Source organism: Trichococcus palustris, from assembly GCF_900114465.1.
Lineage (GTDB): Bacteria > Bacillota > Bacilli > Lactobacillales > Aerococcaceae > Trichococcus > Trichococcus palustris.
Map to the genome: position 1 here is coordinate 134,189 of NZ_FOTD01000002.1, position 24,294 is coordinate 158,482.

Here is a 24,294-nt window from a genome sequence, read left to right on the forward strand (position 1 = left end):
GATTCAGAGAAGGAGCCGTCAAATGAAGACATGTGTATATTGTCATAACCGCATTCCAAAAGAAGCTTTAATTTGCCCCATGTGTGGATCAGATGTTTCCGCTTCTGAAGCGATCCATAAAGATGAAGTGTATCAAGCCTCTCTATTTGAGGATAACCCAACTGATGTTGTTGACGTCACAAACAAAGAGGATTCTTTACCAAATTCAAGATTGCAAAAAAAGGCATTTTCTTTTCAACAGCTGAGAGGTAAATTTGTCCGCTATTGCTCTTTTTTATGGAAGAAAATGAAAGATCCCGATGAATCAAGGAAAACGCGCCGGGATACCCACGAACTATACGGCTATTTCACCTTCATCGCATCCGCCCTGTTGTCTGCAGGCCTCATCACAAGGATGTTGGCCGCTTTTGCAGTTCAGTATGACTTGCTGTCGCAGATATCCTTGTTTCCGGCAGTTTCGTTTAAGATCGAACCGCTCGTTTGGTATATGAAGGGTTTCCTGCTGCTTCTATTATATTATTTGCTGTTCCCGATCTTATCCTACGTCATCAAAACCTATTTTTTGCATAGACGCCATGCATTTCCTAATTGGATGACGCAATTTGCCGGAATGAATGCATTCAGCTTTGTTTTATTGGCCGTCTCCTTTATCTTTGGCATGATCGCCCCTATCCTTATGGCGGTGCCTGTCCTTTTATTATTCCTGATCCATTTGATGTCCTATCTCGTGACCTTCATTGCCAGCCTCTACCAGACGATCAATGAGACAAAATACGAAACACTCTATCTGTGCTTAGGCGGCATCAGCGCACATCTGCTCATCATGATCAGCATCACCTATCTGCTCATCTTCAAAATGTAAAACAAGCTGCAGGATTTGCTCGCATAAGCGAGTCATCCTGCAGCTTGTTTTTAAATATCCATATCGGTGAACGCATACGGCACCAATGCTTTAAGCGTCAGTTCCATGATTTCGCCGTTGTTTTTCGACAGATAGACCGGCGTTTCGTAGTCGCAAAGTTCCACCATGACTTGCCTGCAGATGCTGCATGGCGGCAAGAAATCTTCGGTATCCCCCGAAATAGCAATGGCCATCACGTCCTCTTTATGATAGCCTTTCGCGATGCCGGCAAACAAGGCCGTCCTTTCGGCACAATTGGTCGCACCAAAGGAAACATTCTCGACATTTACCCCGGTGATGACTTCCCCGCTCTTATAGAGGACAGCCGCACCGACAGGAAAATGCGAATACGGGCAATAGGCATTCTGTTTGGCCTCTTTCGCTTTTGCCACTAATTGTTCAACATCCATTTGCTTTCCCTCGCTTATCTTGATGAATCGATTTTTCCATTTCCCCGCATCCCCCGGACAAATAGCCTTAACCCAAGTATACCGACTTTACATCCTTTTTGCCAATTTTGGCAATACCGCGGCCCTATTTGACACGCATCCGGCACGGAAAGGATGCGAACGAGCGACTGCACTAAAAAAATAAAGGAGCGCGAACCCCCCTTATAATCACGGGTGTTCGCGCTCTTCATTCTTTCTTGAAAATGACTAATCTTTCAATCCCGGAATATTGGCCATATAGTTTTCCAATGCTTTGATTGCTTGAACCATCAAGGCGGCATTCACTTCATAAGGCAAACCATGAACCGGTGCTTCCGGTTTCGTAGCCAATGTGGCGATGTCCAAGATTTCTTCGTCCGTGAGACGATCCAAATGCAAGTCATGCAGGCTCTTGGGGATGTCCAGATGTTCATAGAACGGAATCAGGTTATCGATTTCCGCCCATTTCTTCTCGAACGCCAGTTGTACCAGGATGCCATAGGCGACCTTGTGACCGTGCAGAAAATGATGCGATTCCGGATAAGCGGTGATGGCATCGTGGATTTCATGCGCAATGGTCGTCCGGGCCAATGTATCCCCCATCCCACCGACCATCCCGCTGATGGAGATGATGACTTCCGCCAATTTCGCGAAGGTCTCCGTAGCTTCACCGGCTTCCAAACCGGCGATGGCCATTTCCGCATAGTCAAGGATGGCTTGTCTGCAGATGGAAGCCGCGTGGCGGGCCATCATCAACATCGGCTGATGCTCATTTTCAGGCAAGGACAGGATTTCATCGGACTCGTACCATTTCGCCAATGTATCCGCCAATCCGGCCACAAAGAAATCTTTGGGGGAATCAACGAGCAATTGCGGATCCAGCAGCAGGATGGAAGCTTGTTGCGGCATGAAATCATAGCGGATGAATACGCCATCCTCCGTATACATGACGCTCAGCGGTGTCCAAGGCGCACAGTTGCTGGCCAATGTAGGCACCATGACATTCAGCAGACAGCCCGCTTTGGCTGCCGCATATTTGACGGCATCCATGATTTTACCGCCGCCCACAGCGATGATGGCATCCGCTTGATGGCTAGTTGCCAGTTCGGCAATGCGATTCACTTCCTCGTAGCTGCATTCTCCGCCGAACTTGTCTTCCCATATTTCAAAGTCCGCCGCATACAGGTCATCCAAATAAGGACGGGCTTTTTGCCAGGACACGCCGCCGTGTACGACTACTATTTTTTTTACGAATCTTTCCGAAAGACGTTTCGGCAACGTCGCCAAGACACCAAGTCTGCACTCATACTCTTGCGGGCCGGGTCTTACGGTTAATGCAGTTGTCATCTTCCTTTACCTACCTCTCCCAAAATAATCAGACCGTGCGCACAAACGGGTCTCTGCTGATGCCCGCTGCCAATACTTGTTTCGCATATTCTTTGGCGCCAAACAAGGAATGATCGCGGTAATTGCCGCATTCCTTCGCTGTCGTTGCCGGAACGACCGTCGTTTCCAAGACGATGTTCAATACTTTTTCCAACGCGGAAGCGATCTCTTCCGTCGTGTGCTCGCCCCAACAAATCAGATAGAAGCCCGTGCGGCATCCCATCGGGGAAAGGTCGATGACGCCGTCGATGTAGTCGCGGATATTGATCGCCAACAGATGCTCCAATGTATGCAAAGCGCCTGTCGGTAAGGAATCTTGGTTCGGTTGCACAAAGCGTAAATCAAATTTTGTCACAATCGCTCCTGTTTCGTGTTGTTCATAACCTGCTTGACGGACGTAAGGCGCCTTCACCAAGTTGTGGTCGAGTTCAAAACTTTCTACTTTTGCCATTCTTCATACCCCTTTTCGAATAAAAATATATATTAAAAAATCCTAATAGTCACTTTTTCATTATACCGAAGATTTCACAAAACTTCCTTAAAAATTTCGTCTGATTTATGCTATCATACAATGATAGGAAGTCGTTCCATAAAACGATCCACGAAAGGAGGAACGCGGTACTATGCTTTCCATTGTTTTTCAGCAAATGTTGACGATGTTCGCTCTCATGTTTTTTGGCTTTGTTTTAGTGAAGGCGAAAGTCATCACCAGTGAAGGGACGCGCCAGATTTCAACGATTTTGTCGCTCTTCGTTATGCCGGCGACGATGATCACGTCCTTCAATGCGGCGTTTGATGCGCATCGCTTGAAATTATTGTTTTGGGCTACCTTCGCGGGTTTCCTGACAATTTTCACAAGGATTTTCATCGCCCGCCTCCTTCATAAAAAAGACGACCGCATCGACCAATATGCCACCATCTTCCCGAATGCGGGTTTCGTGGGTATTCCCTTGGTTCTGGCCACGGTCGGGTATGAAGGGGTCTTCTTCATGTCGGGTTACATCATGGCAAATAACGTCACGCAATGGACGTATGGACAATACCTTATTTCAGGGGATAAGGAGGCGATGACGCTGCGGCAAACGTTATTGAACCCTGGGATGATCGGCGCCGTCATTGGTTTGGCCATCTACGTAACCCGCCTACCGGTTCCGGATTTCCTATGGAATGCAACAAACAGTCTGGCCGGTTTGAACACGCCCTTGGCCATGGTGATTTTGGGCAGTTACATCGCAAACAGCAATCTGTTGGAAGTATTCGCTTTTCCCAAGGCTTACTGGACTTCGCTGTTGCGGCTTGTGGTGACCGCTTTTGTCTCCATCTTCATTATTTATTTGCTTCCGATAGACAACTATGTAGTGGAAATCGTCTTAACGATTGCATCCTGTGCTCCCGCTGCCACAAATACCGCCATCCTGGGCCGGTTATTCGGCGGAGATTACGAATACGGAGCACGCCTTGTGGTTTTGACCACACTGCTTTCTATTCTGACCATCCCCCTGATCGTGGAATTCGCCCAAACCCTGTTCGGGTGAAAGGTGCGCTGAAAAATCGGTTGATTCGGATTCTTAAAGATAAGAAAAAACTTCGCAGCCTGTAATGGCTTCGAAGTTTTTTTAGGTTCATTTTTTATTGTTAGAGCGATCTTGCGGGGGCCGCGCTTTTTCCGACAACCTTCCAGACAACTTGCGCCAACCAGAAATCCACCATGCTGTGGATGACGGTGCCGACGCCGATCAGAAGCATGACGGATGTCAACAAACCTTTGTCGTAATAAGCAGTCGTCAAGTTCCCGGCAAAATAGAATAACGTCACGACGATCACTTCGCAAGTGGCATGCAGGACGCCCAGGACCAAGCTGAATAACAAGGTTTGCTTGCCGCCTTTGGCCAGCTCAGGTTTCTTTTGGATATATTTCGCTCCGAAATAAGAGAAAATCATATGCGTCGCTGCTCGTAACGTGACAACCAACGGAAATCCGCCTAGCATAAAGCCTACTGCTGTACCGAATGCGACAGCAACGGCAATGCCTGGCGAGATAAACATCGCAATCATCGTTGCAACATGGCTTGCCAATGTAAAGGATGCAGGCTCCAATATTATTTTAAATGGCGACACCATCGGTATCAGAATCCCGATTGCGATCAATAATGCCGCTATAGTAAGATCTTTTGTTTTCATGCGCGTCTTCATGTTTACATCCCTCCAAATATATATTTACAACTGTCTTGACAGTTTCAGTTAATTATATAATTTTTTGTGTAGATGTCAAGTGCCCTTTAGCCTTCGAAAAGGATGCCCGCTTGCTTCAGCTCGTGTTTGATGCGGACCAAAGCCGCTTCATCTTTGCAGGCGATCGTATGGATATGCACACCCCCGGTAAGGGATGATAGCATGGTCACTTCTTTGGCGGCCACTTTTTTCATGAAATCAGCTACATCATGGCGTGAGCCGATATGCAGTTCCCCGGTTATGGTCCCGTACAAAGGATGCTCCACCTGCACATCGACCACTTCACCGCCGTTATCGACAACGATCGTCAATTCCGTTTCGACTTCTGCTTCACTGTGCAGGCAAGCCACTTTGGCGGTGAAGGATTTATCCTCCCCTTTTAAGGCTTTGCCCGAAAGATATCCCCTCGGCGTCGCAATCACTTCTATCCCTTTTGCGCGGATCAAGGCGATGTCCCCTACAATGATTTGGCGGCTCACCGAAAATTGTTCCGCCAACTGCGTAGCATTGACCGCTTGATCGGATGCCTCCAATATTTTTATGATTTCATTTCTTCTGTCTGTTGCTTTCAACTGTATCACCTTTCCTGTGCGGCTTCTCACCCTTAATAGTACCCATTTTTCATCCCTATCGCAAGTGGACAAATCGACCCGAGCCTAATTTCCCGGAAACGGCAAGAAAAGATGAGTCAAAAACCGTTCTTTCCGGTCTATGCCTCATCTTTTCTTGATCGCAAAACGTATTATTTTTTTGAAATAAGAAGCGCATCATTTTAGGTGTTTCACAGATTCCTAAACTGTTTGACGCCCTCACATGATGGCTAGCGGTCCAAGCCTGCCTCTCGGAATAAAGATGAAGGGTTCTCTTGGCTCTGTGAGCCAAGACATACTGTTCGACTAACCTGCTGAGGCAGGAAGTCTCTCAGCAATTGCGCTCTACGATGCTCATTTGCATGGGACTCTTAGGGATTCATCCCTTAGAGTCCCAGTATAAGGTGACCGTAGGGAAAGTTGCAGGCCAGATTTCCTAAATTGTCATGCCTCTTGCGATTTCAATCGCTTAGAGGCATGATACACTTGGCCGTTTTTTGGTCACAGTGTTTCCTTACTAGTCGAGGCAAGGCGGGCTTGTCCCGCTTTTCTTTTTTCGTCATTTATTTTTTGTGGCGGCTATGTAGCAGCCGAGCAATCGGAAATAGACGCTGTTTTTCTGAAGCAGCCGCAAAGCGCCGTTCACGTTTTCTTCCGCGATATTGCCCTCGAAGTCCAAATACAGCAGATATTCCCACTTCTCCCCTTGGACGGGGCGGGACTCGATTTTGATCAAGTTGATGTGGTATTCCGCAAAGTGCCGCAATAATTTGAACAGCGTCCCCGCTTCGTTATCCAACGAGAACACCACACTCACCTTGTTGCAGCGCGGGTTTGATTCCAAGTCTTTCCCCAGAATAATGAAACGCGTCGTATTTTCGCTCTCGTTTTGGATGTTATCCGCCAGAATGGACAGGCCATGGATTTCGGCTGCCCTTCTGCTGGCGATTGCGCTCTTACGGACATCCTGCGAATCCTTCACCAACTTAGCGCTGTCGGACGTGCTATGGAATGGTATTTGACGCCATTTTTCATGGTTTTTGAAGTATTCCGTCGACTGTTGGAACCCTTGCGGATGGGAATAGACTTCCTCCACTTCATCCAAGTTTGTCCCTTCCAGCCCGATCAGATGCTGTTCGATTTTGATGTACTGTTCCCCAACGATGGAGAAACCATATTTGGCCAATAGGTCATACACCTGCGAAATCGCACCGGTCGAGGAATTCTCGATCGGCAAAACGCCGTAGTCGATTTCCTTGTTCCGGATGGCCAAAAACAGAGACTCAAACGTATGGTAGTTTGACGGGTTTGCTGGCGCTTCGTCGAAGTAAGCCAACATCGCCTCTTCACAGAAGGAACCCGTTTCCCCGAAATAACCGATTTTCGGATCGTTCTTCGGCGGATGGCTGGCGAACAGCTGGTCGTAATCGACGGTGGAGGCCCGGACATCTTTCTGGACCTCTTTCGATAAGTCCATTACCGTCTCCAAAAAGTGACGGACCTGGACCTCGGAATCCTTATCCGTTATCTGCCGGATGTTTTGAAGCAGCACTTGTCGCTCGCGTTCCTTATCGTAGATCGGTAAAGATTGATTTTTTTTGTAATTGCCTATTTTTTTGGATACCGCCAGTCTTTTCTCGAATAAAGAGACCAATTCCTGATCGATGGCATCCAGTTCTTTGCGATAGTCCTCTAGATCCGACATGTTTCCACTCCTCAGCAAAAATTATTGGTTTTTGTACAATTTGGAGTCCAACAACAAGTCCAAAATCGCGATGGCGGTCACGGCTTCCAATACCGGAATCGCGCGCGGCACGATGATCGGGTCATGTCTTCCTTCCACTACCAATTCGGCATTGGTTTTTTCTTCGATGTCGATGGTTTGCTGTTTGATGGAAATGGACGCCGGTGGTTTGATGGCTACCTTGAACAAAATCGGCATGCCATCGGTGATCCCGCCTACGATGCCGCCGTTATGATTGGTGCGCGTTTTGATGGTGTCCCCCTCATAATAGTAGGAATCGTTCGCTTCGGATCCGAGCATTTCGGAAATGCCGAAACCTGCCCCGAATTCCAACCCCTTGACGGCTGGCACGGAGAAGATGATGTGGGATAGGACCGATTCCACGGAATCAAAGAACGGATTCCCAATTCCGGCTGGGATGCCCAACACGCAGACTTCTGCCGTTCCGCCTAAGGAATCGCCTTTCGCTTTCGCTTCACGGATGATCTCTCTCACTTGCGGTTCCAGCGCTTCGTTCAGCAAAGGCAGTTCTTTTTCCGAAAACCCTCTCAGCAGGTCCGGCGTCACTTCGCAATCCGAGAAACTTTCGTCTTGGATATTTGCCACACTCTTGAGATGCGCTCCAATCGTGATGCCCTGTTTTTCCAACAGTTGCTTCGCGATGGCACCCGCAAAAACAAGCGGTGCTGTGATCCTTCCAGAAAAATGCCCACTCCCGCGATAGTCGTTGAACCCTTCGTAGCGGACATAGCCCGGATAATCCGCTTGGCCCGGACGCATCAGTTTTTTCATTAGGCTGTAGTCCTTGGAACGGGTGTCGCTGTTGCGGATGATTGCAGTCAAGGAACTCCCGGTCGTGCGATCATTGAAATAACCGCTCACTATTTCCGGTTGGTCTTTTTCTTTGCGCGGCGTCGTCAAGGCGCTTTGGCCGGGCGCCCGTCTCTTCATTTCTTTTGCCACGTTTTCCATATCGATTTCATGTCCTGGTGGCAGACCGTCGATGACGATGCCGATAGCGGCGCCGTGTGATTCGCCAAAAATGGACACTTTCAATTTATTTCCCCATACATCGCTCATTGAATCTTGCCCCCTATTGATTGATAATCTTCCCAAAAATTGGGGTACGATTTTGATACGCATTCCGCATCCGTAACAGTGATCGGTTCTTCGCACACCGTAGCCGCAATGGCCAGCATCATGGCGATGCGGTGGTCTTTGAAACTCCAGACCCGTTCGCCGCCTTTCAATGATTTGATACCATTGATCAGCAAGCCCTCCGGAAGTTCCTGGATATCCGCTCCCAATTTTTTGAGTTGGCTGGCGGTCGCCTCCAAGCGATCACATTCTTTGATCCGCAATCTGCCGGCGTTGATGATTTCGGTTCTGCCTTCGCTCAGGCAAGCCGTCAATGCCACCACCGGGATGATATCCGGACATTGGGCTGCATCGATCAGCGTACCGTGAAGGCCTTCGTTGGCCGTACCGATCATCCCTGTGTCCACTTGTTGGAAAGTGACGCCCATCGCCTCCAGAATGGAGACCACTGCCCGGTCACCCTGCAACGAATCTTTTGATAGGTCTTCGACCTGAACAGCATTCCCCAAGGCGTCGGCACAAAGGAAAAAGGCCGCTTGAGAGTAGTCGCCTTCAATGCGGTAATCCGTCGCATGATAGCTTTGATTCCCTTTGATGATGAACTTTTGATTCCCCTGATTTTCGATGTCCACGCCGAAGTCTTTCATGACCTGCAGCGTCAAATCGATGTAGCCGACCGATTCCAAAGGCGTCGTGATCGTGATCACGGAGTCTCCCGCCAACAAAGGCAACGTGAACAGCAGACCGGTGATGAATTGGGAACTCACATTGCCCGGGAACGAAAAGTGTCCCGGCTTCAGCATCCCATCGACCGTCAGATTCAATTCATCTTCTGTCGCCTGATAAGAAATGCCTTGTTCCTCAAAAATATCGTAATAGATGGTCAACGGGCGCTTGCCTAAATTCCCTCTCCCGACAAAACGGCTGACGCCGGCAAACAAGGTTGCGATCGGAACAATGAAACGAAGCGTCGAGCCTGATTCATTGCAATCGATGACGCGTTCCTCGGAGCTGGCGGCATCGCCGGTCCTCTTTACATTGCGTCCTGCTCCATGGATGGTCAACGTACTGCCGTCCTGTTCGATGGTTGCACCAAAAGTTTTCATTGCCTCGGTCGTCGCGATAATATCATCCGACAGGGCGATATTATCGATTTTACAACTGCCGTCGGAAAGGGCTGCACAGATCACTGCACGATGCGCCAAACTTTTTGAAGGCGGCACAGTGACTGAACCCGAGAGTTTTTGGGGTAAAATTGTCAAATCCATTTTATTCCTCCCGTTTCTTTTTTCTATATTCTCTTCTATACTATTCTTTCTAAATCATCAAAAAATGAAATGGATTCGTTCTGGATGATGCTCTCGCCGATTTCTTTCAGCAGAATGACCTTTAGATGATCGCCCAGGTTCTTCTTATCCAGGGTCATGATGGCCAGGAAACTGTCCCACTCGCCGACCTGGAATTCGGTCGGCAGTCCGATTTGTTTTGCCAATGCTTCGATTTCATCGGCCGTGCCCGGTTTGGTGATGCCCTTTTTTTCGGAAAGACGGGTGATCGCCACCATGCCGATCGTGATGGCTTCGCCATGGGAGTACTTGGAATAATCTGTGTAGGTTTCGAGCGCATGCCCGATGGTGTGCCCGAAGTTCAGCAGCATCCGTTCCCCGGTATCTTTTTCATCCGTTTCGACTACTCTCCGTTTGATATCGCAACAGGTATAGAGGATGTCCTCTATATGAAGCATCAATTCTTCCCTTGTGTGCATCGTCTTCAAAAAATCGAAGAATGCCGCATTTTTGATGCAGCCATATTTGATGACTTCGCCCATGCCATCACGGAAATAATGGTCCGGCAAAGTGTCCAGCATTTGCGGATCGATGAATACTTTCTTGGGTTGGTAGAAGGCTCCCACCAAGTTTTTCCCTCTCGCTAGATCCACGCCCACTTTTCCGCCGATGCTGCTGTCAACCTGCGCCAACAATGACGTCGGAATTTGGATGAACGGGACACCGCGCAAATAACTGGATGCCGCAAACCCTGTGACATCGCCGATGACGCCGCCGCCCAAGGCAATGATCAGCTCATCGCGCGTCAACTGGAAATCCAATAATTGATCGTAAATGCGGGGAAGGACCATAAAATCTTTCGTATGTTCCCCCGCAGGCAACGTAATCAGGACCGTTTCATAACCAGCCGCCTGCAATCCGGACTCCAATTGGCTTCCATAATACATGCCGACATTGTTATCGGTGACGATGGCGATTTTGCTGCCGCTATAGATTTTTTTGATTTCTTCAGGCAAACGATGGCGCAATCCATTTTCAATAACGATAGTGTAGCTGTTGTTTCCAAGACCCACTTGTAACTCTGACATTTTTCCACTCCTCACTTAGATCGAGACCAGACAAAAAGATTTCTATCCTTATTCTACCTTATCCAAGTGTTTCCCTTCAATGGCAATCAGTTGTTTTACGGTAGCCATCAATTGATCGAACTCGTCCGGGTTCAAACATTGTTGGCCATCACTCCATGCGTTCTCAGGGTCATGATGGATTTCGATCATCAAACCGTTTGCGCCGGACATGACTGCCGCTTTGGACATCGATGGTACCAGGTAAGAAGAACCGCCCGCATGGCTTGGATCGATGATGATCGGCAAGTGGGAAAGCTTTTGGATAACCGGTACAGCTTGAATATCCAACGTATTACGCGTTTCCGACTCAAAAGTACGGATGCCGCGTTCGCATAGAATGACGTTCTCATTCCCTTCGGACATGATGTATTCCGCCGACATCAACCATTCTTCATAGGTTGCCGACAAACCACGTTTCAATAGCACTGGTGTCTTTGTCTTGCCGACTTCCTTCAATAGATCGAAGTTCTGCATGTTTCTGGCACCGATTTGGATAAGATCGACATCTGCCTCGAACTCATCGACGAATTTCGTGGACATCAACTCCGTTACGATCGGCAGGCCGGTCGCTTCTTTCGCCAATTTCAATAAGCGCAGCCCTTCCAATTCCAAACCTTGGAAGCTGTATGGCGAGGTCCGCGGTTTGAACGCTCCGCCACGCAAGAAGTTTGCGCCGGCAGCTTTCGCGCGGCGGGCAATATTGATGATCTGTTCTTCCCCTTCAACGGAACAAGGGCCTGCAATCACACCGAAGTAGCCGTTCCCGATGCGTTGACCATCGATTTCAACAACTGTATCATCCGGATGGAACTTGCGATTGGCTTTCTTGTAAGGTTCTTGCACCTTCAAGACGCGTTCGACGATATGGTGTTGTTGGATGCTGTCCATCGACACTTTCGTCGTGTCGCCTACCAAGCCCAAAATGGTCATGTTTTCGCCCACTACCGGGCTGACGATGACGCCCTTATCCGTCAAACGTTTTGTCAGTTCATTGATTTCCTCTTGTTTTGCGTTTTTCTTTAAGATGATGATCATATTGTGTTCCCCCTGTTTTGTTTTCTCATGCTTTAAAAAAAAACGGCGCTCATTTTTATATGAGCACCGTTTTGAAGCTTCGTATCCAAAAATTCCGATGTCCCGTTGATTTGCTTGACATCTTAATCTTTACATCCATGATGTAGTCTCATATTCACCCTATGAAGTTTTTCGCAAACAAAATAGCCAGCGCTAAAAAAGAAGCCCCAGAATGTAAAGTATGTAAAATAAAAGTTTGTTTGCAAATGATTCATAATGTTCAGTGAGTTCATCAATTGGACCTCTTCTCTTTTGTATCATTTTTTGTATCCAAGCGATCGCATCTTCTGCCCGAATGAGCACCATAAACAATCGATTTCCACTATTATAGCAAATACTCTCATCTAATCAAGTCTTTTTTTAATTATTTTTTAATTTAATTTTTATCTTGAAATTTAATGCCCCATCAACTACACTTTGCTAAAAGGAGTGAAAAAAATGCAATTTTTTGGATTATTTGGCGAGCATTTAAGCCACAGCTTTTCCGAGAGAATTCATACGGAATTTTATAAGCTGATCGGCCTGCCCGCTGCCTATAAACATTTTGAGATCGCTCCGGATGATATCGAAAGCGCTATTGCAGGCATCCGTGTCCTGCAGTTGACAGGCGTCAACGTCACCATTCCATACAAACAAACCGTCATCCCTTATATGGATGACATCACACCCGAAGCCCTGAGGATCGGTGCCGTAAATACGATTACGGTGAAGGATGGCAAGCTTTACGGCGCAAATACGGATTATTACGGTTTCGGAACCATGTTGGAATCAAGTGGTGTTCTTGTCAAAAATCAAACCGCGATGGTCCTGGGATTCGGCGGATCCGCAAAAGCGGTTGTCCTGTACCTGTTGGATCATGGCGTCAAAAATATTATCATTGTTTCACGTAAAAAAGGCGAACTGACGGACGTCCCTGATGATCCGCGCATCCAGCTGAAGGGCTATGATGAAGTCGGATCCGTCACAGGAGAGCTGATCATCAATACGACGCCGCTCGGCATGTTCCCGGATAAAATCGGCATCAGTCCCGTTCCGGTCGAAATCATCCGCAACTTCAAATCGGCCGTTGATCTGATCTATAATCCGCGGCAAACAGAGTTTTTGCGTTTAGCGGAAGCAGCCGGCCTAAAAACGTGCGATGGGCTGAAGATGCTCGTGCATCAAGCCATCAAATCGGAAGAAATTTGGTTGGAACAAGCATTTGAACCAAAAATAAATCAGGCAATTTATGAAAAAATAACGTCATCATGAGAGAAGCAGGTGAAGAGTTTGGGTAAAAATATCGTTCTGATCGGGCTGCCGGGTGCAGGCAAGACGACTCTTGGCAAGTTATTAAGCGAGGCACTGGGCTTCCCTTTTATCGATTCCGATTGTTATATCGAGGAGCGGACCGGGAAAACCATACCAGAGCTTTTCGAAGCAGGTGAAGAATCTTTCCGCGCCATCGAAGCGGAGGCGTACAAGGAAATCGCCCTTTTGGAGGACACCGTCATCAGTACCGGTGGCGGCGTCGTGAAAAGAAACGAGAACATTGAAGCGTTGAAGAAAAATGGGACCATCTATTATATCGATCGTCCGGTCGAAGATATCACCCACGATATCCAAATTTCGAACCGTCCTTTGTTGAAAGATGGTTTGAAAAAGATCTACTCTTTAAAAGCTGAAAGAGAAGCCCTCTACAACGCGGCGGCCGACATCGTCATCCGCAATGACAAGCCTTTAGAGGAAATCGTTGCAGCGATTGCGCAACAACATGCAGCACAAAATAACGAATGAAGGTGATTCCCATTAAGACCCCAAACAAAGATATGACCATCACGATAGTCGGTCTGGGCGTCATCGGCGGTTCGTTCGCCATGTCCTTGCAGGAGGCCGGTTACCACAATATTTACGGAATCGACATAGACCAAAACACGTTGGATAAGGCCAAGGCTCAACGGATCATCAAGGAAGGATACACGGACGGGAAAACCATTTTGCCGACTTCCGACCTGGTCATTTTTTCGCTGTATCCCCGCCTGGTCCATGATTTCATCGTAAACCACCGCACCTTTTTCAAAGATGGCTCGATTTTGACGGATGCGACCGGCGTCAAGAAATTCTTCATCGCCGATATCATGGAAGTCCTGCCCAATTCGATTGATTTTATCTTTGGCCATCCGATGGCCGGTCGCGAAAAACGCGGCATCGATTTTGCCAGCAGCTCGGTCTACAAAGGGGCAAATTACATTTTGACCCCTATCCCTTCCAACAAAAAGGAAAATTTGGACTTCATGGAAAGTTTGATCATGGAAATGGGATTCGGCCGGATCACCCGCATTTCCGCCGACTACCATGATGAGCTGATTGCCTTTACGAGCCAGTTGCCGCATGCGATTGCGGTTTCCTTGGTGAACAGCGACGTCGAAGGCCGCGAAACCGGAAAATTCACCGGCGACAGCTACCGGGAATTGACGCGGATCGCCAACATCAATGAGGATCTGTGGAGTGAACTGTTCCTGGAAAACAAGGAACCCCTGCTGAAGAGCATCCAACAATTCGAGGACCAGCTGGACCTCATCAAAAATGCGATCAAAACGGATGATAGCGCAGCTTTGAAGGAACTCTTCATCAAATCGACAAAACGCAGAGAACAATTGGATAAATAAATTCACTTGAATCCATAAGGAGGCTGGGACATAGGTCCTAGCCTCCTTCGCATTTCCTAACAATTAATCGTAAACGTGTTCCAAAAAGCAGACCTGAAGTCACTTCACGAATAATGCTCAGACGGTCTGCGACCATCCTCCGCTTATTCGCTCCAGTGATTCGGGTCTAAACGCTTTTTGTCTCACTCTCTTTATTTTTGTTGGCTGCGGAGGATTGTGGTTTTCCGGGGAATACCCCGCCGAAAACGGTTAGGCGGGGTTAAAATACAGTTTTCTCCACGGAATAACCTGTCGAAGGCTCCACGGAAGGTTATTTTCGCGATGGAACAATCAAAAAAACCGTCGTTGACTTTTCGGAAGGTTTTCCCGACATTATCTGCGCCAAATAACCCGCCGCGCTCCCTCGATCCAGCAATCGAAAATACGGAACAGATCCGCCCTTTTGCTGATCCGTTCTTCGCTACTTTTATCGGCTTTGTTCAACCACAGCCAAAAGAACGTCCCTTCCGGAATGCCCTTGGTTGACCATCCCCACATAGTGAATTAAAATGAAGGAAAGGTTTGTCATTGGCGGAACGGCAAAAAATAAACAGAGAGCTGGCAGATCATCATGCGGGAAACGATTAAAAAAATAAGTTATTACATCATCATTTTTATCTATGCAAGTTTCATCCTAATCACTGGCTATGAATTATTTCAGATCATTCAGACAAACGGGACACCAAAACAATCGGAGCATTTCCTGAGATTCGTGCAGGCCGGTTTTGGGCTGATTGCCCTGCAATTCCCTACCGTATTAAGGAAACGAACCTCCATCCTGTTGCCGCAAAGAATCAGCTTCCTTTATGCCATCTTTCTGTATATGGCGCTTTTGCTGGGCAGCATTGGCGGTTTCTATAATACCATCACCGATTGGGACAAAATTCAGCATGCCCTGAGCGCCGCTTTAGTAGGGGTCCTCGGTTTTTCCGTCATCGCCAATCTGCAACAGAACGGCAATGAAGAGCTGAAGCTGACGCCTTTGCTCTCCTCTCTTTTTTCCTTTTGTTTGGCGACAACCATTGGCGTCTTTTGGGAATTTTACGAATTTTTTGCGGATACCTATCTCGGCCAAAACGCCCAAAAATTTATGACGGCCGATGGCACTTTACTGGTAGGACAAGCAGCGCTTGTGGATACGATGGGCGACCTGATCGTCAACTGCACCGCCGCGGCCATCGTCGCCACTCTGGGCTATATTTCCCTGAAGAAGGACATCGGATGGCTGGAAGGCTATCTTATCGTCATTTCCCAAGATGAAACGAAGGAGAGAAAGAATAATACTAAGAAAAAAAGGAGAACAAAATGATCCATATCCAAAACCTATCACTGGCCAACATTGACGAAGCCATCCATCTGGTTGTGGATGATTGGCAACGCAAGTATGTTTTACCCAACGCTGAAATGATTGCATGGGCCTATGTCGATCCCCAAAACCTGTTCCCGCTTGCACTTTATGATAACGAGACGCTGGTCGGCCTTGCTTTTGTACGGCGTGAAAAAAACACGGCAATCATGACCCTCCAACAAATCATGATCGGGCAAACTTTTCAATCCAAGGGCTTCGGCTCCGATGGCACTCGCAGGATAGTCGAATGGATCGAAGAACAGTTCGACTGCCAATTGGTTCAAGCGAACGTCGCCATCGGAAACCAACGCGGACGCGACACCTTGGAAACAGCCGGGTTTATGAAGCGTTCAACCGATTTGGACAAACGTGAGATCGAAATGATCTATATTATGAAATGATGATAGATAAGGAGCGAACAACATGAAACCTGGACAATACGAAGCCTACATCCAATGGCGTGCAAGCATGGTCGATTTTGCGGAGGACCTGGACGATGACGAAGCCGCACACAACATCATTTGGGGCGCAAACGATCCCGATGCGAGAGAAGATTTCAATCTGCTTTTGGCTTTCAAATCTTTGGATCAAGTCAGTTTCAACGAAATGAAACTGATGGAGATCCAATACGACAGCGAATTCATCTAAAAACTGTTGGCTATACACAAAAAAGTTGCGGACGCTTTTGCGTCCGCAACTTTTTCTATTACCATCATATCTTACTAGGGAAATGAGGCCATCCCTCTGCTTATCGCTTGATTGCGCCCGATTCCGAATTCATGAAGTCCTCTACTTCTTCTTCAGAGAATTGGTTGCAGTCCCCGTTGATGGTGTGCTTCATGCTGGATGCCGCAATCGCAAAGTCGACGGTGTGTTCCGCTGTGAAGCCTGCTAAAATCCCGTGAAGGATGCCGGCTGCATAGGCATCGCCCCCGCCTACGCGGTCAACGATCGGCGTGATGGTATGGACGTTGGAATAAGTCGTTTCCCCGTCCTTCCACATCGTCCCCTGAAGAACATTGTGGCTGGCGGAATGCACTTGACGAATGGTGGAATAGATCACTTCGATGTTCGGGAATTTCTCGGACATCTTATCATAGTAATAGGTCATATCGTCTTTTTCGCTGGTGTTTTCCGCGATGCCCATCAAATACAAAGCATCCAATTTACCGGCGGACAGATAATCCACCATAGGCAATACTTGGTCCAATAACGCGCCGCATTCGGCCTGTGTCCATAATTTCGCACGGTAATTGATGTCATAGCTGACTTTGATGCCTCTATTTTTCGCTTCCTTCACCAATGCGACCGTCCAATCGGCCCAATTCTTCGATAAGGCAGCCGTCACTCCGGAAATGTGGAACAGTTTCACATCGTCAAATAACTGATCGAAAGACCATTCCAATTCTTGCATGCTTGAAAAACTGGAGTAGGCACGGTCGTAGACGACGGATGCCGCCCGTTCCCCTACACCGCTCTCCAAATAATAGGTCCCGAGGCGTTCCCCGCCTTTACTCAATAGAGACGTATCCACACCATAGCTCTTTAGATGCTTGCGCACGGCAACGCCTAAGGGATTGGCTGGCACTTTGCTGGCGAATTCCACGTCGTGGCCAAAGTTGGCCAAACTGATGCCGACATTCGCTTCCCCTCCGCCGTAATGCCCTGTAAAGTTTGTAGAATAGGTCATCAACGTCCCTGGATCTGTTGAAAGACGCAACATGATTTCACCCAATGTCAAAATTTTACTCATCCTATCACACGCTCCTCGATTATCTTTTTATGCCAAAAATATTTGAACGCGTTTCCATCGCCCGTTAAAAAAGGTGCGTATTCGCATTCGCTCTACCTTATAATTTCCAAATAAGAAATATTGTTTTCGTTTAGGAAATAACTAATTTCATTATACGTTCAAATGAAACCTTTTTCAACGGTTAATACGATAAAAAACGGACTGATTTCAATTAGGCAACTCTAATGAAATAGTTTGTTCACATTTTCAGGAAAACGCGTTCTTTTCCTGTGCAAAAAAATAGGAGACCGGCGTGTTTTGCCTGTCCCCTATTTTTTCTATAGATATCCATGACTATCAATGGTTGAACGGATTCAATCGCTTCAATTCGGCTAACAACTGTCTTTTTGTTTCCAAAACTTTTGCAATCGTCTGTTCTTTCTCAAAACGATATTTCGGCGTGCTGACGCTGAACGCTCCAAAAATTTTCCCGTTCACTACCAAAGCGGCACCGATGCAGATGACGTCCAAATCGCTTTCTTCGTCATCCGTTGCATAGCCATCTTCTTTTACCTTCGCAATCTGCTGCTGCAGGATGTTGACATCCGTAATGGTCTTTGGCGTATCCGCGACCAGTTCGACGCGCTTCAGATAAGCCGCCAACGCCTCCTCGTCAAACTCGGCCAACAAAGCCTTGCCCATAGCCGAACTATACAGATGATTCGTGTTTCCGATCCGGGAATTGATGTTGGCGATCGCCTTTTGCGTTTCCAGTTTATTGACGTACAATATCTCATCCTTATCCAGGATGCCCAAATGGACCGTTTCGTCCAGGCTAGCCTGCAAATTTTTCAAATAGGGATCGGTGACTTTGATGATATCCAAGCCGGCCAAATGGTTGTTCGCATGGCGGATAAGCGCCGTTCCCAACGTGAAAATTTTATTCTGTTCATCTTTTTCGGCATAGCCGATCAACAGCAAGGTATCCAATATTTTTAATGCCGTTGGACTTGACAGACCCGTATTCGCTGCAATGGCAGTCAACGTTTGCCCTTCACGACTATCCGATAGAAAGTCGATAATTTTTGCCGCCTTTATCAGCACTGTCCCGTATGGTTTTTTCTCTTCTGCCATGCTATTCACCCGATTTCATTTATTTCCTATATGGAAATAGTTTACACGAGATTCCGAATTCCGTACAGTTAAATTTCCGAATAGGCAATCCGAAAAAAAATAAGGCAAAATGCCTAGGGAAGCAAGTAGCTCAGGAAATACCCGGAAACAAGTTTCCTCCGGTGAACCGGAGTGCCGCCGGAGCAGAGACTCAAAAAAAATGTATCCTCCGGTCGGCTAGGCTTCGCCGGAGTTCGGCTGCCCGGAGAAAAGTCTGCTCCGGCCGACATTTTCCTCGCCGGAGCTGGGGACCCGGGAGATCCCCGTTCTCCGGCGAATGCTTCCTTGGTCGGAGATGGCGCTCTGCTCCGATGAACCGGAGTACCGCCGGAGCAGAGACTCCAAAAAAATGTATCCTCCGGTCGGCTAGGCTTCGCCGGAGTTCAGATGCCCGGAAAAAAGTCTGCTCCGGCCAACATTTCCCTCGCCGGAGCTGGGTACCCGGGAAATCCCCGTTCTCCGGCGAATGCTTCCTTCAGCGGAGATGGCGCTCTGCTCCGGTGAACCGGAGTCCCGCCGGAGCAGAGATTCCAAAAAAAATGTTACCTCCGGTCGGCTAGGCTTCGCCGGAGTTCGGATGCCCGGAAAAAAGTCTGCTCCGGCCAACATTCTCCTCGCCGGAGCTGGGTACCCGGGAAATCCCCGTTCTCCGGCGAATGCTTCCTTGGTCGGAGATGACGCTCTGCTCCGATGAACCGGAGTGCCGCCGGAGCAGAGACTCAAAAAAAATGTTACCTCCGGTCAGCTAGGCTTCGCCGGAGTTCGGATGCCCGGAAAAAAGTCTGCTCCGGCCAACATTTTCCTCGCCGGAGCTGGGTACCCGGGAAATCCCCGTTCTCCGGCGAATGCTTCCTTCAGCGGAGATGGCGCTCTGCTCCGGTGAACCGGAGTCCCGCCGGAGCAGAGATTCCAAAAAAAATGTTACCTCCGGTCAGCTAGGCTTCGCCGGAGTTCGGATTCCCGGAAAAAAGTCTGCTCCGGCCAACATTTCCCTCGCCGGAGCTGGGTACCCGGAAGATCCCAGTTCCCCGGCGAACGCTTCCTTGGTCGGAGATGGCGCTCTGCTCCGCTGAACCGGAGTACCGCCGGAGCAGAGAATCCAAAAAAATGTCACCTCCGGTCGGCTAGGCTTCGCCGGAGTTCGGATGCCCGGAAAAAAGTCTGCTCCGGCCAACATTTCCCTCGCCGGAGCTGGGTACCCAGGAGATCCCCGTTCTCCGGCGAACGCCTCCTTCAGCGGAGATGGCGTTCTGGTATCCAAACCTTGTGGGAAAAGTGTAAAAATTTAGGGCTGCCTCGAAAAATGAGGCAGCCCCTTCTATCCCAACATCATCATGGAATTTCTTTTAGTTCTTCGATCTGCGTGACTTGCCATCCTTTTCCATCGATCCAGGATAGGGTGACGCGGTCAATTTTTGCTTTGGCTTTGTCGGAAACAGTCGTCGTGACTTGTTGGTCACCGGCGTTTCCGACCCACCATTCTACCATTTCAGAGGCGTTGATGCCCGTCGCCGCTGCTGTCGCTTGTTTGATCTCCGTTCGGTCTGCGGAACCGTCGTCATAATTGGTTACATGTTCCCCCGTTTGGGTCGTTCCGACGGGCGCCCAATCGCCGGTATAAGCTTTTTCGACATTGCTATCTGTAGAAGCAACTGCCTTAGTCTCCGTTTTCTTAGCTGAACTGTCCGCAGCGGTGCTATCCTTCTTGCTGTTTTTCGACTTGGAAGAGTCGGATGCGGCGCTGGACTTGGTGCTGCTTACGCTTTGTTCATTTGTTTGGCCTTTCGTCGCCAAGGAGGCAGGTGCTTCCTCACCGGAACCGTAGAAGAACTGATAAAGTAAAACGAAGCTGAGCAGGACTCCCCCTACGATCGCCAACGCAACATATAGCTTATTTCGTTTATTGTTTTTATAAAGGTCTTTACGTGTCTGTTTAGGATTATTCTCGGACATATGTATACTTCCCTTCTGAATTTACACCAGTTTATCACATTTACAATACGGCAGGTTTAAATTCCTTTTACAACTATGTGTCAGGGTGGTGCCAAGGCTACCGTTCCCTCATTTCCCTTTTAGCCGTGCTTCCCTTTCTTTTGCCGCCCTGATCCTTTCCAACACGCCAAATACGCTGTCCACGAAGAAGATCGCCAACGCGATGGCGCCAGAGATTTGCAGCGTCTCGACTAGGCTGGCTTGCGCCGTTACGTAATCATTGCGGATGAAAGCATAGACAACCTGATAGACACCCATTCCCGGAACTAAAGGGATGAAGCCCGGGATGAAATAAACCGTAACCGGCGTCTTCAGCTTGCGGGCCAAAAGATGCGACAACCACGCGATGAAAAGGCCGGCGAACAGGGTTGCCGTCACCTTGCTCATGTAAAACAAACCGATCAGATAGACGCCCCAACCCAACGCTCCCGTCAACGATACGAAAGGCAAGGTCCTCTTCGGCGATTCCAGCGTTATGGCGATGAACCAAACCGAAACATAGGCGATCGCCATTTGAACGATGATATTTGTCATCCGAAAATCTCCCCTCCCACGATCAGTCCTGAACCGATGCCGATTGCGATGAACAAGGCAATGACGAAGGCCTCTAAAACTTTGGCTGAGCCGGACATGTAGTCCCCGCGGAACGTATCCCGGATACCGTTCGTCAGCGCGGTTCCCGGAAGCAATGGCATGATGGCACTGATGATGATCAGGTCGCTTTGCACGGCAAAAGGTGCAACCCTCATCAGAATGGTAGCCACAAGCGCAACCGTAAAGCTGGATAGCATATTCTGGATGAACGGACGTACGCGCCATTTCCTTCCGAGACGCAAAATGATGGCTACCGCCGTGCTGACCGGCAGCGTCAACAAAAAGTCATTAAAGGTCCCGCCCATCAGGAAGATGAACGATTGGATGAAGCCGATGATGGCGAAATCCTGCAGCCGTTCATTGTACTGGATTTCATCGATGTGCTGCAGGGCATGATAGGCCTCATCGAGGGACAGCTTGTCATCGATGAAATCCCGCGATACCGCATTCACTTTTGAAATTTTATTGAGGTTTGTGGAACGTTCGGTAATTCGTTTCACGACGGTGATGGCGTGCATGTTCGGGCTGTCCAGCGAAGCGACCAGACCCGTCGTCATGGCCAAGGTATCGGCCATCTCGAGACCGGTCTTATGGAGGATCCTTGTGACCGTATCTTCCACACGGTAGGATTCCGCGTTGCTTTCCAGCATGATTTTGCCGGCCAAAACGGCGGTATCCATATATAATTCATAATCCATTTCAGGATTGGGTTTATTAGTCATAAACGGCTCCTCTCGTATCGAACACAATCACTGTCCATTATAGCTCATTCTGCCTAATAAGTTTTCACAAAAAGAAGCATTCTTTTATGCAGAATGCTTCTTTTTGTGAAATTTATTTTTTCTTATCGTCACTGTCGTCAACGATCTTTGCAGTTTCCGGCAATTCCATGAATTCTTCCAATTTTTCGTAGGCTTTTTCTGTGTTGGTCAGATCGGGGAAGACAATGTCGAAATCATCGCTGATGCGCAGCACAGCTTCATCGCCGGAAAAGGTAGCCGGTACGTTCGTATTCAATGCCATATGCGTATTCACTCCTTCAGAAACTTTATTTTGGAAAAGCATAATCCTTCCGCAAGCAAAAGTAAAGTATTTTGCCATCCTTCCGGAAAGGAGTGACTTCAGAGATCCAACAGCTTCATCAATCCCGCTTCGCTGAACGCCGTGATGGATTCCCCGCCGGACTGTGTGACGGAATCGATCAGTTCCCTTTTTTGGGCCTGCAGTTCATTGATGCGCTCTTCGATTATTCCGGTTGCGATCATGCCGATGACTTGGTCTACCACCTAAGCTAACCGCCCCGAGATAAGTGAAAATCAATTTTTTTGTTGACTCGACAATTTTATGATTGACAACCCTTTCAATGTGACATACTATATAACTATTAACACATCACATTAGAATTAGAGGTGAGAAATTGGAACTTACGGAACGACAAAAACAGATCATCGAAATCGTGAAGAAGCAACAGCCGATTTCCGGGGAGAAGATAGCCTCCCTGCTCGGTTTTGCCCGCGCCACCCTTAGGCCGGATTTTTCTCTGCTGACGATGAGCGGCGTCCTCCTGGCCAAACCGAAAGTCGGGTACTTGATCAATGAAGAGCACAGCAATTCCTTTTTCGTCGATCAGATCGCCAAACAGAGAGTCGAAAAAGTGATGGCCATATCGGTGAACCTCACCAAGGAAACCAGCATCCAGGACGCCATCATCCAGCTCTTCCTGGAGGACTGCGGTTCCCTCTATGTCACCGACAATCTTGAGATCCTGGGCATCGTCTCCCGCAAGGATCTGTTGAAGAGCGCATTAGGCGAAAACGATTTGACAAAAATACCGGTCGGCATGGTCATGACGAAAATGCCGAATCTCTATACCGTCTTCAGCGACACCACAGTATTGGACGCCACCAAATTATTGGTTGCCCATAGAGTCGACGGTCTGCCGGTCATTTCCAGAAAAACCTATGAAGAAACCGGCAGGAAAGAAGTCATCGGAAAATTTTCAAAATCAACCGCCAGCAGACTGCTGCTTGATATCTTCAACAAAGACATATAGGAGGCACGCGCACACATGGAACCTTACGCAATTTACCTTATCTCCGATTCCATCGGGGAGACAGCCGAGCTGGTCGTCCGTTCCGCCCTGTATCAATTCGAAACGGACAATTACCAAATCAGGAAATATTCCTACGTCCAGACGACGGAAGAAATCGAGAGCATCATAGAAAAAGCAGCCTTATCCGAAAACGCCATGATTTTTTATACCTTTGTAAAACGGGAGATGGCTGCCCACATGAAAATGCTGACGGAGCAGAAAAAGCTCTTCAGCGTGGATATCTATACCCCTATCCTGAACGGATTGTCCCAGCTGTTCCAAATGCAGCCCTTGGAAAAACCGGGCATCAATCGCCAACTGGATGAAGAGTATTTCAACCGGGTCGAAGCGATCGAATTTTCCGTCAAGTACGACGACGGACGGGACCCGCGCGGCATCGAGAAAGCCGATATCGTCCTGATCGGCGTATCGCGGACATCGAAGACGCCGTTGTCCATCTACCTGGCGAACAAGAATCTCAAAGTGGCGAACATCCCGCTCTTCCCCGAATCGAAGCCGCCGAAGGAACTTTACCAGATCCCGCCGGAACGCATCATCGGCTTGGTGAACTCGCCGGCGAAATTGAACGAAGTCCGCAAAGAACGCCTGAAATCCTTGGGGCTGCCCCCTTCGGCCAGCTATGCCGGCATGGAGCGTATCCTGGAGGAACTGGAGTACGCGGATCAGATCATGAAGAAGATCGGCTGCAAAAAAATAGACGTCTCAAACAAAGCCATCGAAGAGACGGCTGACCACATCCTGCACTACATGGATGCCCTACATATAAAACGAAAGCAACTATAATCCAAC

28 protein-coding genes are annotated in these 24,294 nt (G+C 48.3%); 11 read left to right on the forward strand and 17 right to left on the reverse strand.

The window, feature by feature from the left end:
• The first annotated feature begins 22 nt into the window (after nucleotides 1-22).
• Nucleotides 23-862 (forward strand): TMEM33/Pom33 family protein, encoded by an 840-nt coding sequence (locus tag BM101_RS01960; RefSeq protein WP_143084405.1) that lies wholly within the window; start codon nucleotides 23-25, stop codon nucleotides 860-862.
• A 50-nt stretch (nucleotides 863-912) separates the two neighbouring features.
• Here BM101_RS01960 and BM101_RS01965 read toward each other — a convergent pair whose 3' ends face one another.
• The 3 genes from BM101_RS01965 to BM101_RS01975 form a co-directional block, all read right to left on the reverse strand.
• Nucleotides 913-1,311, reverse strand: coding sequence for a cytidine deaminase (locus tag BM101_RS01965; RefSeq protein ID WP_087030024.1), 399 nt, complete (start codon nucleotides 1,309-1,311; stop codon nucleotides 913-915).
• Between the two features lie 246 nt (nucleotides 1,312-1,557).
• A complete protein-coding gene (locus tag BM101_RS01970; protein ID WP_087030021.1) occupies nucleotides 1,558-2,676 on the reverse strand; it encodes an iron-containing alcohol dehydrogenase family protein in 1,119 nt (372 codons plus the stop codon).
• A 28-nt stretch (nucleotides 2,677-2,704) separates the two neighbouring features.
• Nucleotides 2,705-3,166, reverse strand: a complete 462-nt coding sequence (locus tag BM101_RS01975; protein ID WP_087030019.1) for an S-ribosylhomocysteine lyase — start codon at nucleotides 3,164-3,166, stop codon at nucleotides 2,705-2,707.
• A gap of 172 nt (nucleotides 3,167-3,338) precedes the next feature.
• Here BM101_RS01975 and BM101_RS01980 point away from each other — a divergent pair, with 172 nt between their 5' ends.
• Nucleotides 3,339-4,250: an AEC family transporter gene (locus BM101_RS01980; protein ID WP_087030017.1), complete on the forward strand. Its 912-nt coding sequence runs from the start codon at nucleotides 3,339-3,341 to the stop codon at nucleotides 4,248-4,250.
• A 100-nt stretch (nucleotides 4,251-4,350) separates the two neighbouring features.
• On the opposite strand, the gene BM101_RS01985 is transcribed toward BM101_RS01980, so the two are convergent.
• From BM101_RS01985 to aroF, 7 genes are all read right to left on the reverse strand, one after another.
• Nucleotides 4,351-4,908 carry a hypothetical protein gene (locus tag BM101_RS01985; protein WP_177194324.1) on the reverse strand — a complete coding sequence of 186 codons (558 nt, stop codon included), beginning with the start codon at nucleotides 4,906-4,908 and terminating at the stop codon, nucleotides 4,351-4,353.
• Nucleotides 4,909-4,994: 86 nt separating this feature from the next.
• On the reverse strand, nucleotides 4,995-5,528 hold the full coding sequence (locus BM101_RS01995) for a transcription repressor NadR (RefSeq protein WP_409373487.1): 534 nt from the start codon (nucleotides 5,526-5,528) through the stop codon (nucleotides 4,995-4,997).
• 568 nt (nucleotides 5,529-6,096) lie between these two features.
• Entirely contained in the window at nucleotides 6,097-7,242 is a 1,146-nt protein-coding gene (gene pheA / locus BM101_RS02000; protein WP_087030005.1) for a prephenate dehydratase, read from the reverse strand.
• A 21-nt stretch (nucleotides 7,243-7,263) separates the two neighbouring features.
• A complete protein-coding gene (gene aroC, locus BM101_RS02005) occupies nucleotides 7,264-8,361 on the reverse strand; it encodes a chorismate synthase (RefSeq protein WP_087030002.1) in 1,098 nt (365 codons plus the stop codon).
• Nucleotides 8,358-9,647, reverse strand: a complete 1,290-nt coding sequence (gene aroA / locus BM101_RS02010; protein WP_087029999.1) for a 3-phosphoshikimate 1-carboxyvinyltransferase — start codon at nucleotides 9,645-9,647, stop codon at nucleotides 8,358-8,360. Before aroA ends, aroC begins: the two co-directional genes overlap by 4 nt.
• A 35-nt stretch (nucleotides 9,648-9,682) precedes the next feature.
• On the reverse strand, nucleotides 9,683-10,753 hold the full coding sequence (aroB, locus tag BM101_RS02015) for a 3-dehydroquinate synthase (protein WP_087029997.1): 1,071 nt from the start codon (nucleotides 10,751-10,753) through the stop codon (nucleotides 9,683-9,685).
• 48 nt (nucleotides 10,754-10,801) lie between these two features.
• The gene (aroF, locus tag BM101_RS02020) at nucleotides 10,802-11,827 is read right to left on the reverse strand and encodes a 3-deoxy-7-phosphoheptulonate synthase (protein WP_087029994.1); all 1,026 of its coding nucleotides are present in this window, start codon (nucleotides 11,825-11,827) and stop codon (nucleotides 10,802-10,804) included.
• A gap of 477 nt (nucleotides 11,828-12,304) precedes the next feature.
• On the opposite strand from aroF, the gene aroE reads away from it, so the two are divergent.
• From aroE to BM101_RS02055, 7 genes are all read left to right on the forward strand, one after another.
• The gene (gene aroE, locus BM101_RS02025; RefSeq protein WP_087029992.1) at nucleotides 12,305-13,117 is read left to right on the forward strand and encodes a shikimate dehydrogenase; all 813 of its coding nucleotides are present in this window, start codon (nucleotides 12,305-12,307) and stop codon (nucleotides 13,115-13,117) included.
• 18 nt (nucleotides 13,118-13,135) lie between these two features.
• Nucleotides 13,136-13,642, forward strand: a complete 507-nt coding sequence (locus tag BM101_RS02030; protein WP_177194325.1) for a shikimate kinase — start codon at nucleotides 13,136-13,138, stop codon at nucleotides 13,640-13,642.
• 2 nt (nucleotides 13,643-13,644) lie between these two features.
• On the forward strand, nucleotides 13,645-14,514 hold the full coding sequence (locus BM101_RS02035) for a prephenate dehydrogenase (RefSeq protein WP_245825557.1): 870 nt from the start codon (nucleotides 13,645-13,647) through the stop codon (nucleotides 14,512-14,514).
• A 321-nt stretch (nucleotides 14,515-14,835) separates the two neighbouring features.
• Nucleotides 14,836-15,039 (forward strand): hypothetical protein, encoded by a 204-nt coding sequence (locus BM101_RS02040; protein ID WP_087029983.1) that lies wholly within the window; start codon nucleotides 14,836-14,838, stop codon nucleotides 15,037-15,039.
• A gap of 85 nt (nucleotides 15,040-15,124) precedes the next feature.
• Nucleotides 15,125-15,862, forward strand: coding sequence for a hypothetical protein (locus tag BM101_RS02045; RefSeq protein WP_087029980.1), 738 nt, complete (start codon nucleotides 15,125-15,127; stop codon nucleotides 15,860-15,862).
• The gene (locus tag BM101_RS02050) at nucleotides 15,859-16,302 is read left to right on the forward strand and encodes a GNAT family N-acetyltransferase (protein ID WP_087029977.1); all 444 of its coding nucleotides are present in this window, start codon (nucleotides 15,859-15,861) and stop codon (nucleotides 16,300-16,302) included. Before BM101_RS02045 ends, BM101_RS02050 begins: the two co-directional genes overlap by 4 nt.
• Before the next feature lie 22 nt (nucleotides 16,303-16,324).
• Nucleotides 16,325-16,549, forward strand: a complete 225-nt coding sequence (locus BM101_RS02055; RefSeq protein ID WP_087029975.1) for a hypothetical protein — start codon at nucleotides 16,325-16,327, stop codon at nucleotides 16,547-16,549.
• Nucleotides 16,550-16,649: 100 nt separating this feature from the next.
• Here BM101_RS02055 and BM101_RS02060 read toward each other — a convergent pair whose 3' ends face one another.
• From BM101_RS02060 to BM101_RS13995, 7 genes are all read right to left on the reverse strand, one after another.
• Complete coding sequence (locus BM101_RS02060; RefSeq protein WP_087029972.1) at nucleotides 16,650-17,654, reverse strand: sugar kinase; 1,005 nt, start codon at nucleotides 17,652-17,654, stop codon at nucleotides 16,650-16,652.
• A 336-nt stretch (nucleotides 17,655-17,990) separates the two neighbouring features.
• The gene (locus BM101_RS02065) at nucleotides 17,991-18,767 is read right to left on the reverse strand and encodes an IclR family transcriptional regulator (protein WP_087029969.1); all 777 of its coding nucleotides are present in this window, start codon (nucleotides 18,765-18,767) and stop codon (nucleotides 17,991-17,993) included.
• A gap of 1,371 nt (nucleotides 18,768-20,138) precedes the next feature.
• On the reverse strand, nucleotides 20,139-20,759 hold the full coding sequence (locus tag BM101_RS02080; protein ID WP_087029964.1) for a YrrS family protein: 621 nt from the start codon (nucleotides 20,757-20,759) through the stop codon (nucleotides 20,139-20,141).
• Nucleotides 20,760-20,867: 108 nt separating this feature from the next.
• A complete protein-coding gene (locus BM101_RS02085) occupies nucleotides 20,868-21,332 on the reverse strand; it encodes a threonine/serine exporter family protein (protein WP_087029962.1) in 465 nt (154 codons plus the stop codon).
• Complete coding sequence (locus tag BM101_RS02090) at nucleotides 21,329-22,114, reverse strand: threonine/serine exporter family protein (RefSeq protein WP_087029959.1); 786 nt, start codon at nucleotides 22,112-22,114, stop codon at nucleotides 21,329-21,331. Before BM101_RS02090 ends, BM101_RS02085 begins: the two co-directional genes overlap by 4 nt.
• 112 nt (nucleotides 22,115-22,226) lie before the next feature.
• Nucleotides 22,227-22,415: a hypothetical protein gene (locus BM101_RS02095; RefSeq protein WP_143084408.1), complete on the reverse strand. Its 189-nt coding sequence runs from the start codon at nucleotides 22,413-22,415 to the stop codon at nucleotides 22,227-22,229.
• 98 nt (nucleotides 22,416-22,513) lie between these two features.
• Nucleotides 22,514-22,678 carry a hypothetical protein gene (locus BM101_RS13995; protein WP_177194326.1) on the reverse strand — a complete coding sequence of 55 codons (165 nt, stop codon included), beginning with the start codon at nucleotides 22,676-22,678 and terminating at the stop codon, nucleotides 22,514-22,516.
• A gap of 131 nt (nucleotides 22,679-22,809) precedes the next feature.
• Between BM101_RS13995 and BM101_RS02100 the strand changes: the two genes are divergently transcribed.
• Both BM101_RS02100 and BM101_RS02105 read left to right on the forward strand, forming a co-directional pair.
• A complete protein-coding gene (locus BM101_RS02100; protein ID WP_218149860.1) occupies nucleotides 22,810-23,445 on the forward strand; it encodes a helix-turn-helix transcriptional regulator in 636 nt (211 codons plus the stop codon).
• A gap of 15 nt (nucleotides 23,446-23,460) precedes the next feature.
• Nucleotides 23,461-24,288, forward strand: coding sequence for a pyruvate, water dikinase regulatory protein (locus BM101_RS02105; RefSeq protein ID WP_087029950.1), 828 nt, complete (start codon nucleotides 23,461-23,463; stop codon nucleotides 24,286-24,288).
• Nucleotides 24,289-24,294 lie beyond the last annotated feature (6 nt).

What these genes read in the sequence shown, in the direction of transcription:
- aroB (WP_087029997.1), bottom strand. Translation starts at nt 10,753, where the DNA reads ATGTCAGAGTTACAAGTGGGTCTTGGAAACAACAGCTACACTATCGTT.
- pheA (WP_087030005.1), bottom strand. Translation starts at nt 7,242, where the DNA reads ATGTCGGATCTAGAGGACTATCGCAAAGAACTGGATGCCATCGATCAG.
- BM101_RS02050 (WP_087029977.1), top strand. Translation starts at nt 15,859, where the DNA reads ATGATCCATATCCAAAACCTATCACTGGCCAACATTGACGAAGCCATC.
- aroC (WP_087030002.1), bottom strand. Translation starts at nt 8,361, where the DNA reads ATGAGCGATGTATGGGGAAATAAATTGAAAGTGTCCATTTTTGGCGAA.
- BM101_RS02080 (WP_087029964.1), bottom strand. Translation starts at nt 20,759, where the DNA reads ATGTCCGAGAATAATCCTAAACAGACACGTAAAGACCTTTATAAAAAC.
- BM101_RS02040 (WP_087029983.1), top strand. Translation starts at nt 14,836, where the DNA reads ATGGAACAATCAAAAAAACCGTCGTTGACTTTTCGGAAGGTTTTCCCG.
- BM101_RS01975 (WP_087030019.1), bottom strand. Translation starts at nt 3,166, where the DNA reads ATGGCAAAAGTAGAAAGTTTTGAACTCGACCACAACTTGGTGAAGGCG.
- BM101_RS02055 (WP_087029975.1), top strand. Translation starts at nt 16,325, where the DNA reads ATGAAACCTGGACAATACGAAGCCTACATCCAATGGCGTGCAAGCATG.
- BM101_RS01970 (WP_087030021.1), bottom strand. Translation starts at nt 2,676, where the DNA reads ATGACAACTGCATTAACCGTAAGACCCGGCCCGCAAGAGTATGAGTGC.
- BM101_RS02060 (WP_087029972.1), bottom strand. Translation starts at nt 17,654, where the DNA reads ATGAGTAAAATTTTGACATTGGGTGAAATCATGTTGCGTCTTTCAACA.
- BM101_RS02105 (WP_087029950.1), top strand. Translation starts at nt 23,461, where the DNA reads ATGGAACCTTACGCAATTTACCTTATCTCCGATTCCATCGGGGAGACA.
- BM101_RS02085 (WP_087029962.1), bottom strand. Translation starts at nt 21,332, where the DNA reads ATGACAAATATCATCGTTCAAATGGCGATCGCCTATGTTTCGGTTTGG.
- aroF (WP_087029994.1), bottom strand. Translation starts at nt 11,827, where the DNA reads ATGATCATCATCTTAAAGAAAAACGCAAAACAAGAGGAAATCAATGAA.
- BM101_RS02045 (WP_087029980.1), top strand. Translation starts at nt 15,125, where the DNA reads ATGCGGGAAACGATTAAAAAAATAAGTTATTACATCATCATTTTTATC.
- BM101_RS01965 (WP_087030024.1), bottom strand. Translation starts at nt 1,311, where the DNA reads ATGGATGTTGAACAATTAGTGGCAAAAGCGAAAGAGGCCAAACAGAAT.
- BM101_RS01980 (WP_087030017.1), top strand. Translation starts at nt 3,339, where the DNA reads ATGCTTTCCATTGTTTTTCAGCAAATGTTGACGATGTTCGCTCTCATG.
- BM101_RS02090 (WP_087029959.1), bottom strand. Translation starts at nt 22,114, where the DNA reads ATGACTAATAAACCCAATCCTGAAATGGATTATGAATTATATATGGAT.
- BM101_RS02065 (WP_087029969.1), bottom strand. Translation starts at nt 18,767, where the DNA reads ATGGCAGAAGAGAAAAAACCATACGGGACAGTGCTGATAAAGGCGGCA.
- BM101_RS01960 (WP_143084405.1), top strand. Translation starts at nt 23, where the DNA reads ATGAAGACATGTGTATATTGTCATAACCGCATTCCAAAAGAAGCTTTA.
- BM101_RS01985 (WP_177194324.1), bottom strand. Translation starts at nt 4,908, where the DNA reads ATGAAGACGCGCATGAAAACAAAAGATCTTACTATAGCGGCATTATTG.
- BM101_RS02095 (WP_143084408.1), bottom strand. Translation starts at nt 22,415, where the DNA reads ATGGCATTGAATACGAACGTACCGGCTACCTTTTCCGGCGATGAAGCT.
- aroA (WP_087029999.1), bottom strand. Translation starts at nt 9,647, where the DNA reads ATGGATTTGACAATTTTACCCCAAAAACTCTCGGGTTCAGTCACTGTG.
- aroE (WP_087029992.1), top strand. Translation starts at nt 12,305, where the DNA reads ATGCAATTTTTTGGATTATTTGGCGAGCATTTAAGCCACAGCTTTTCC.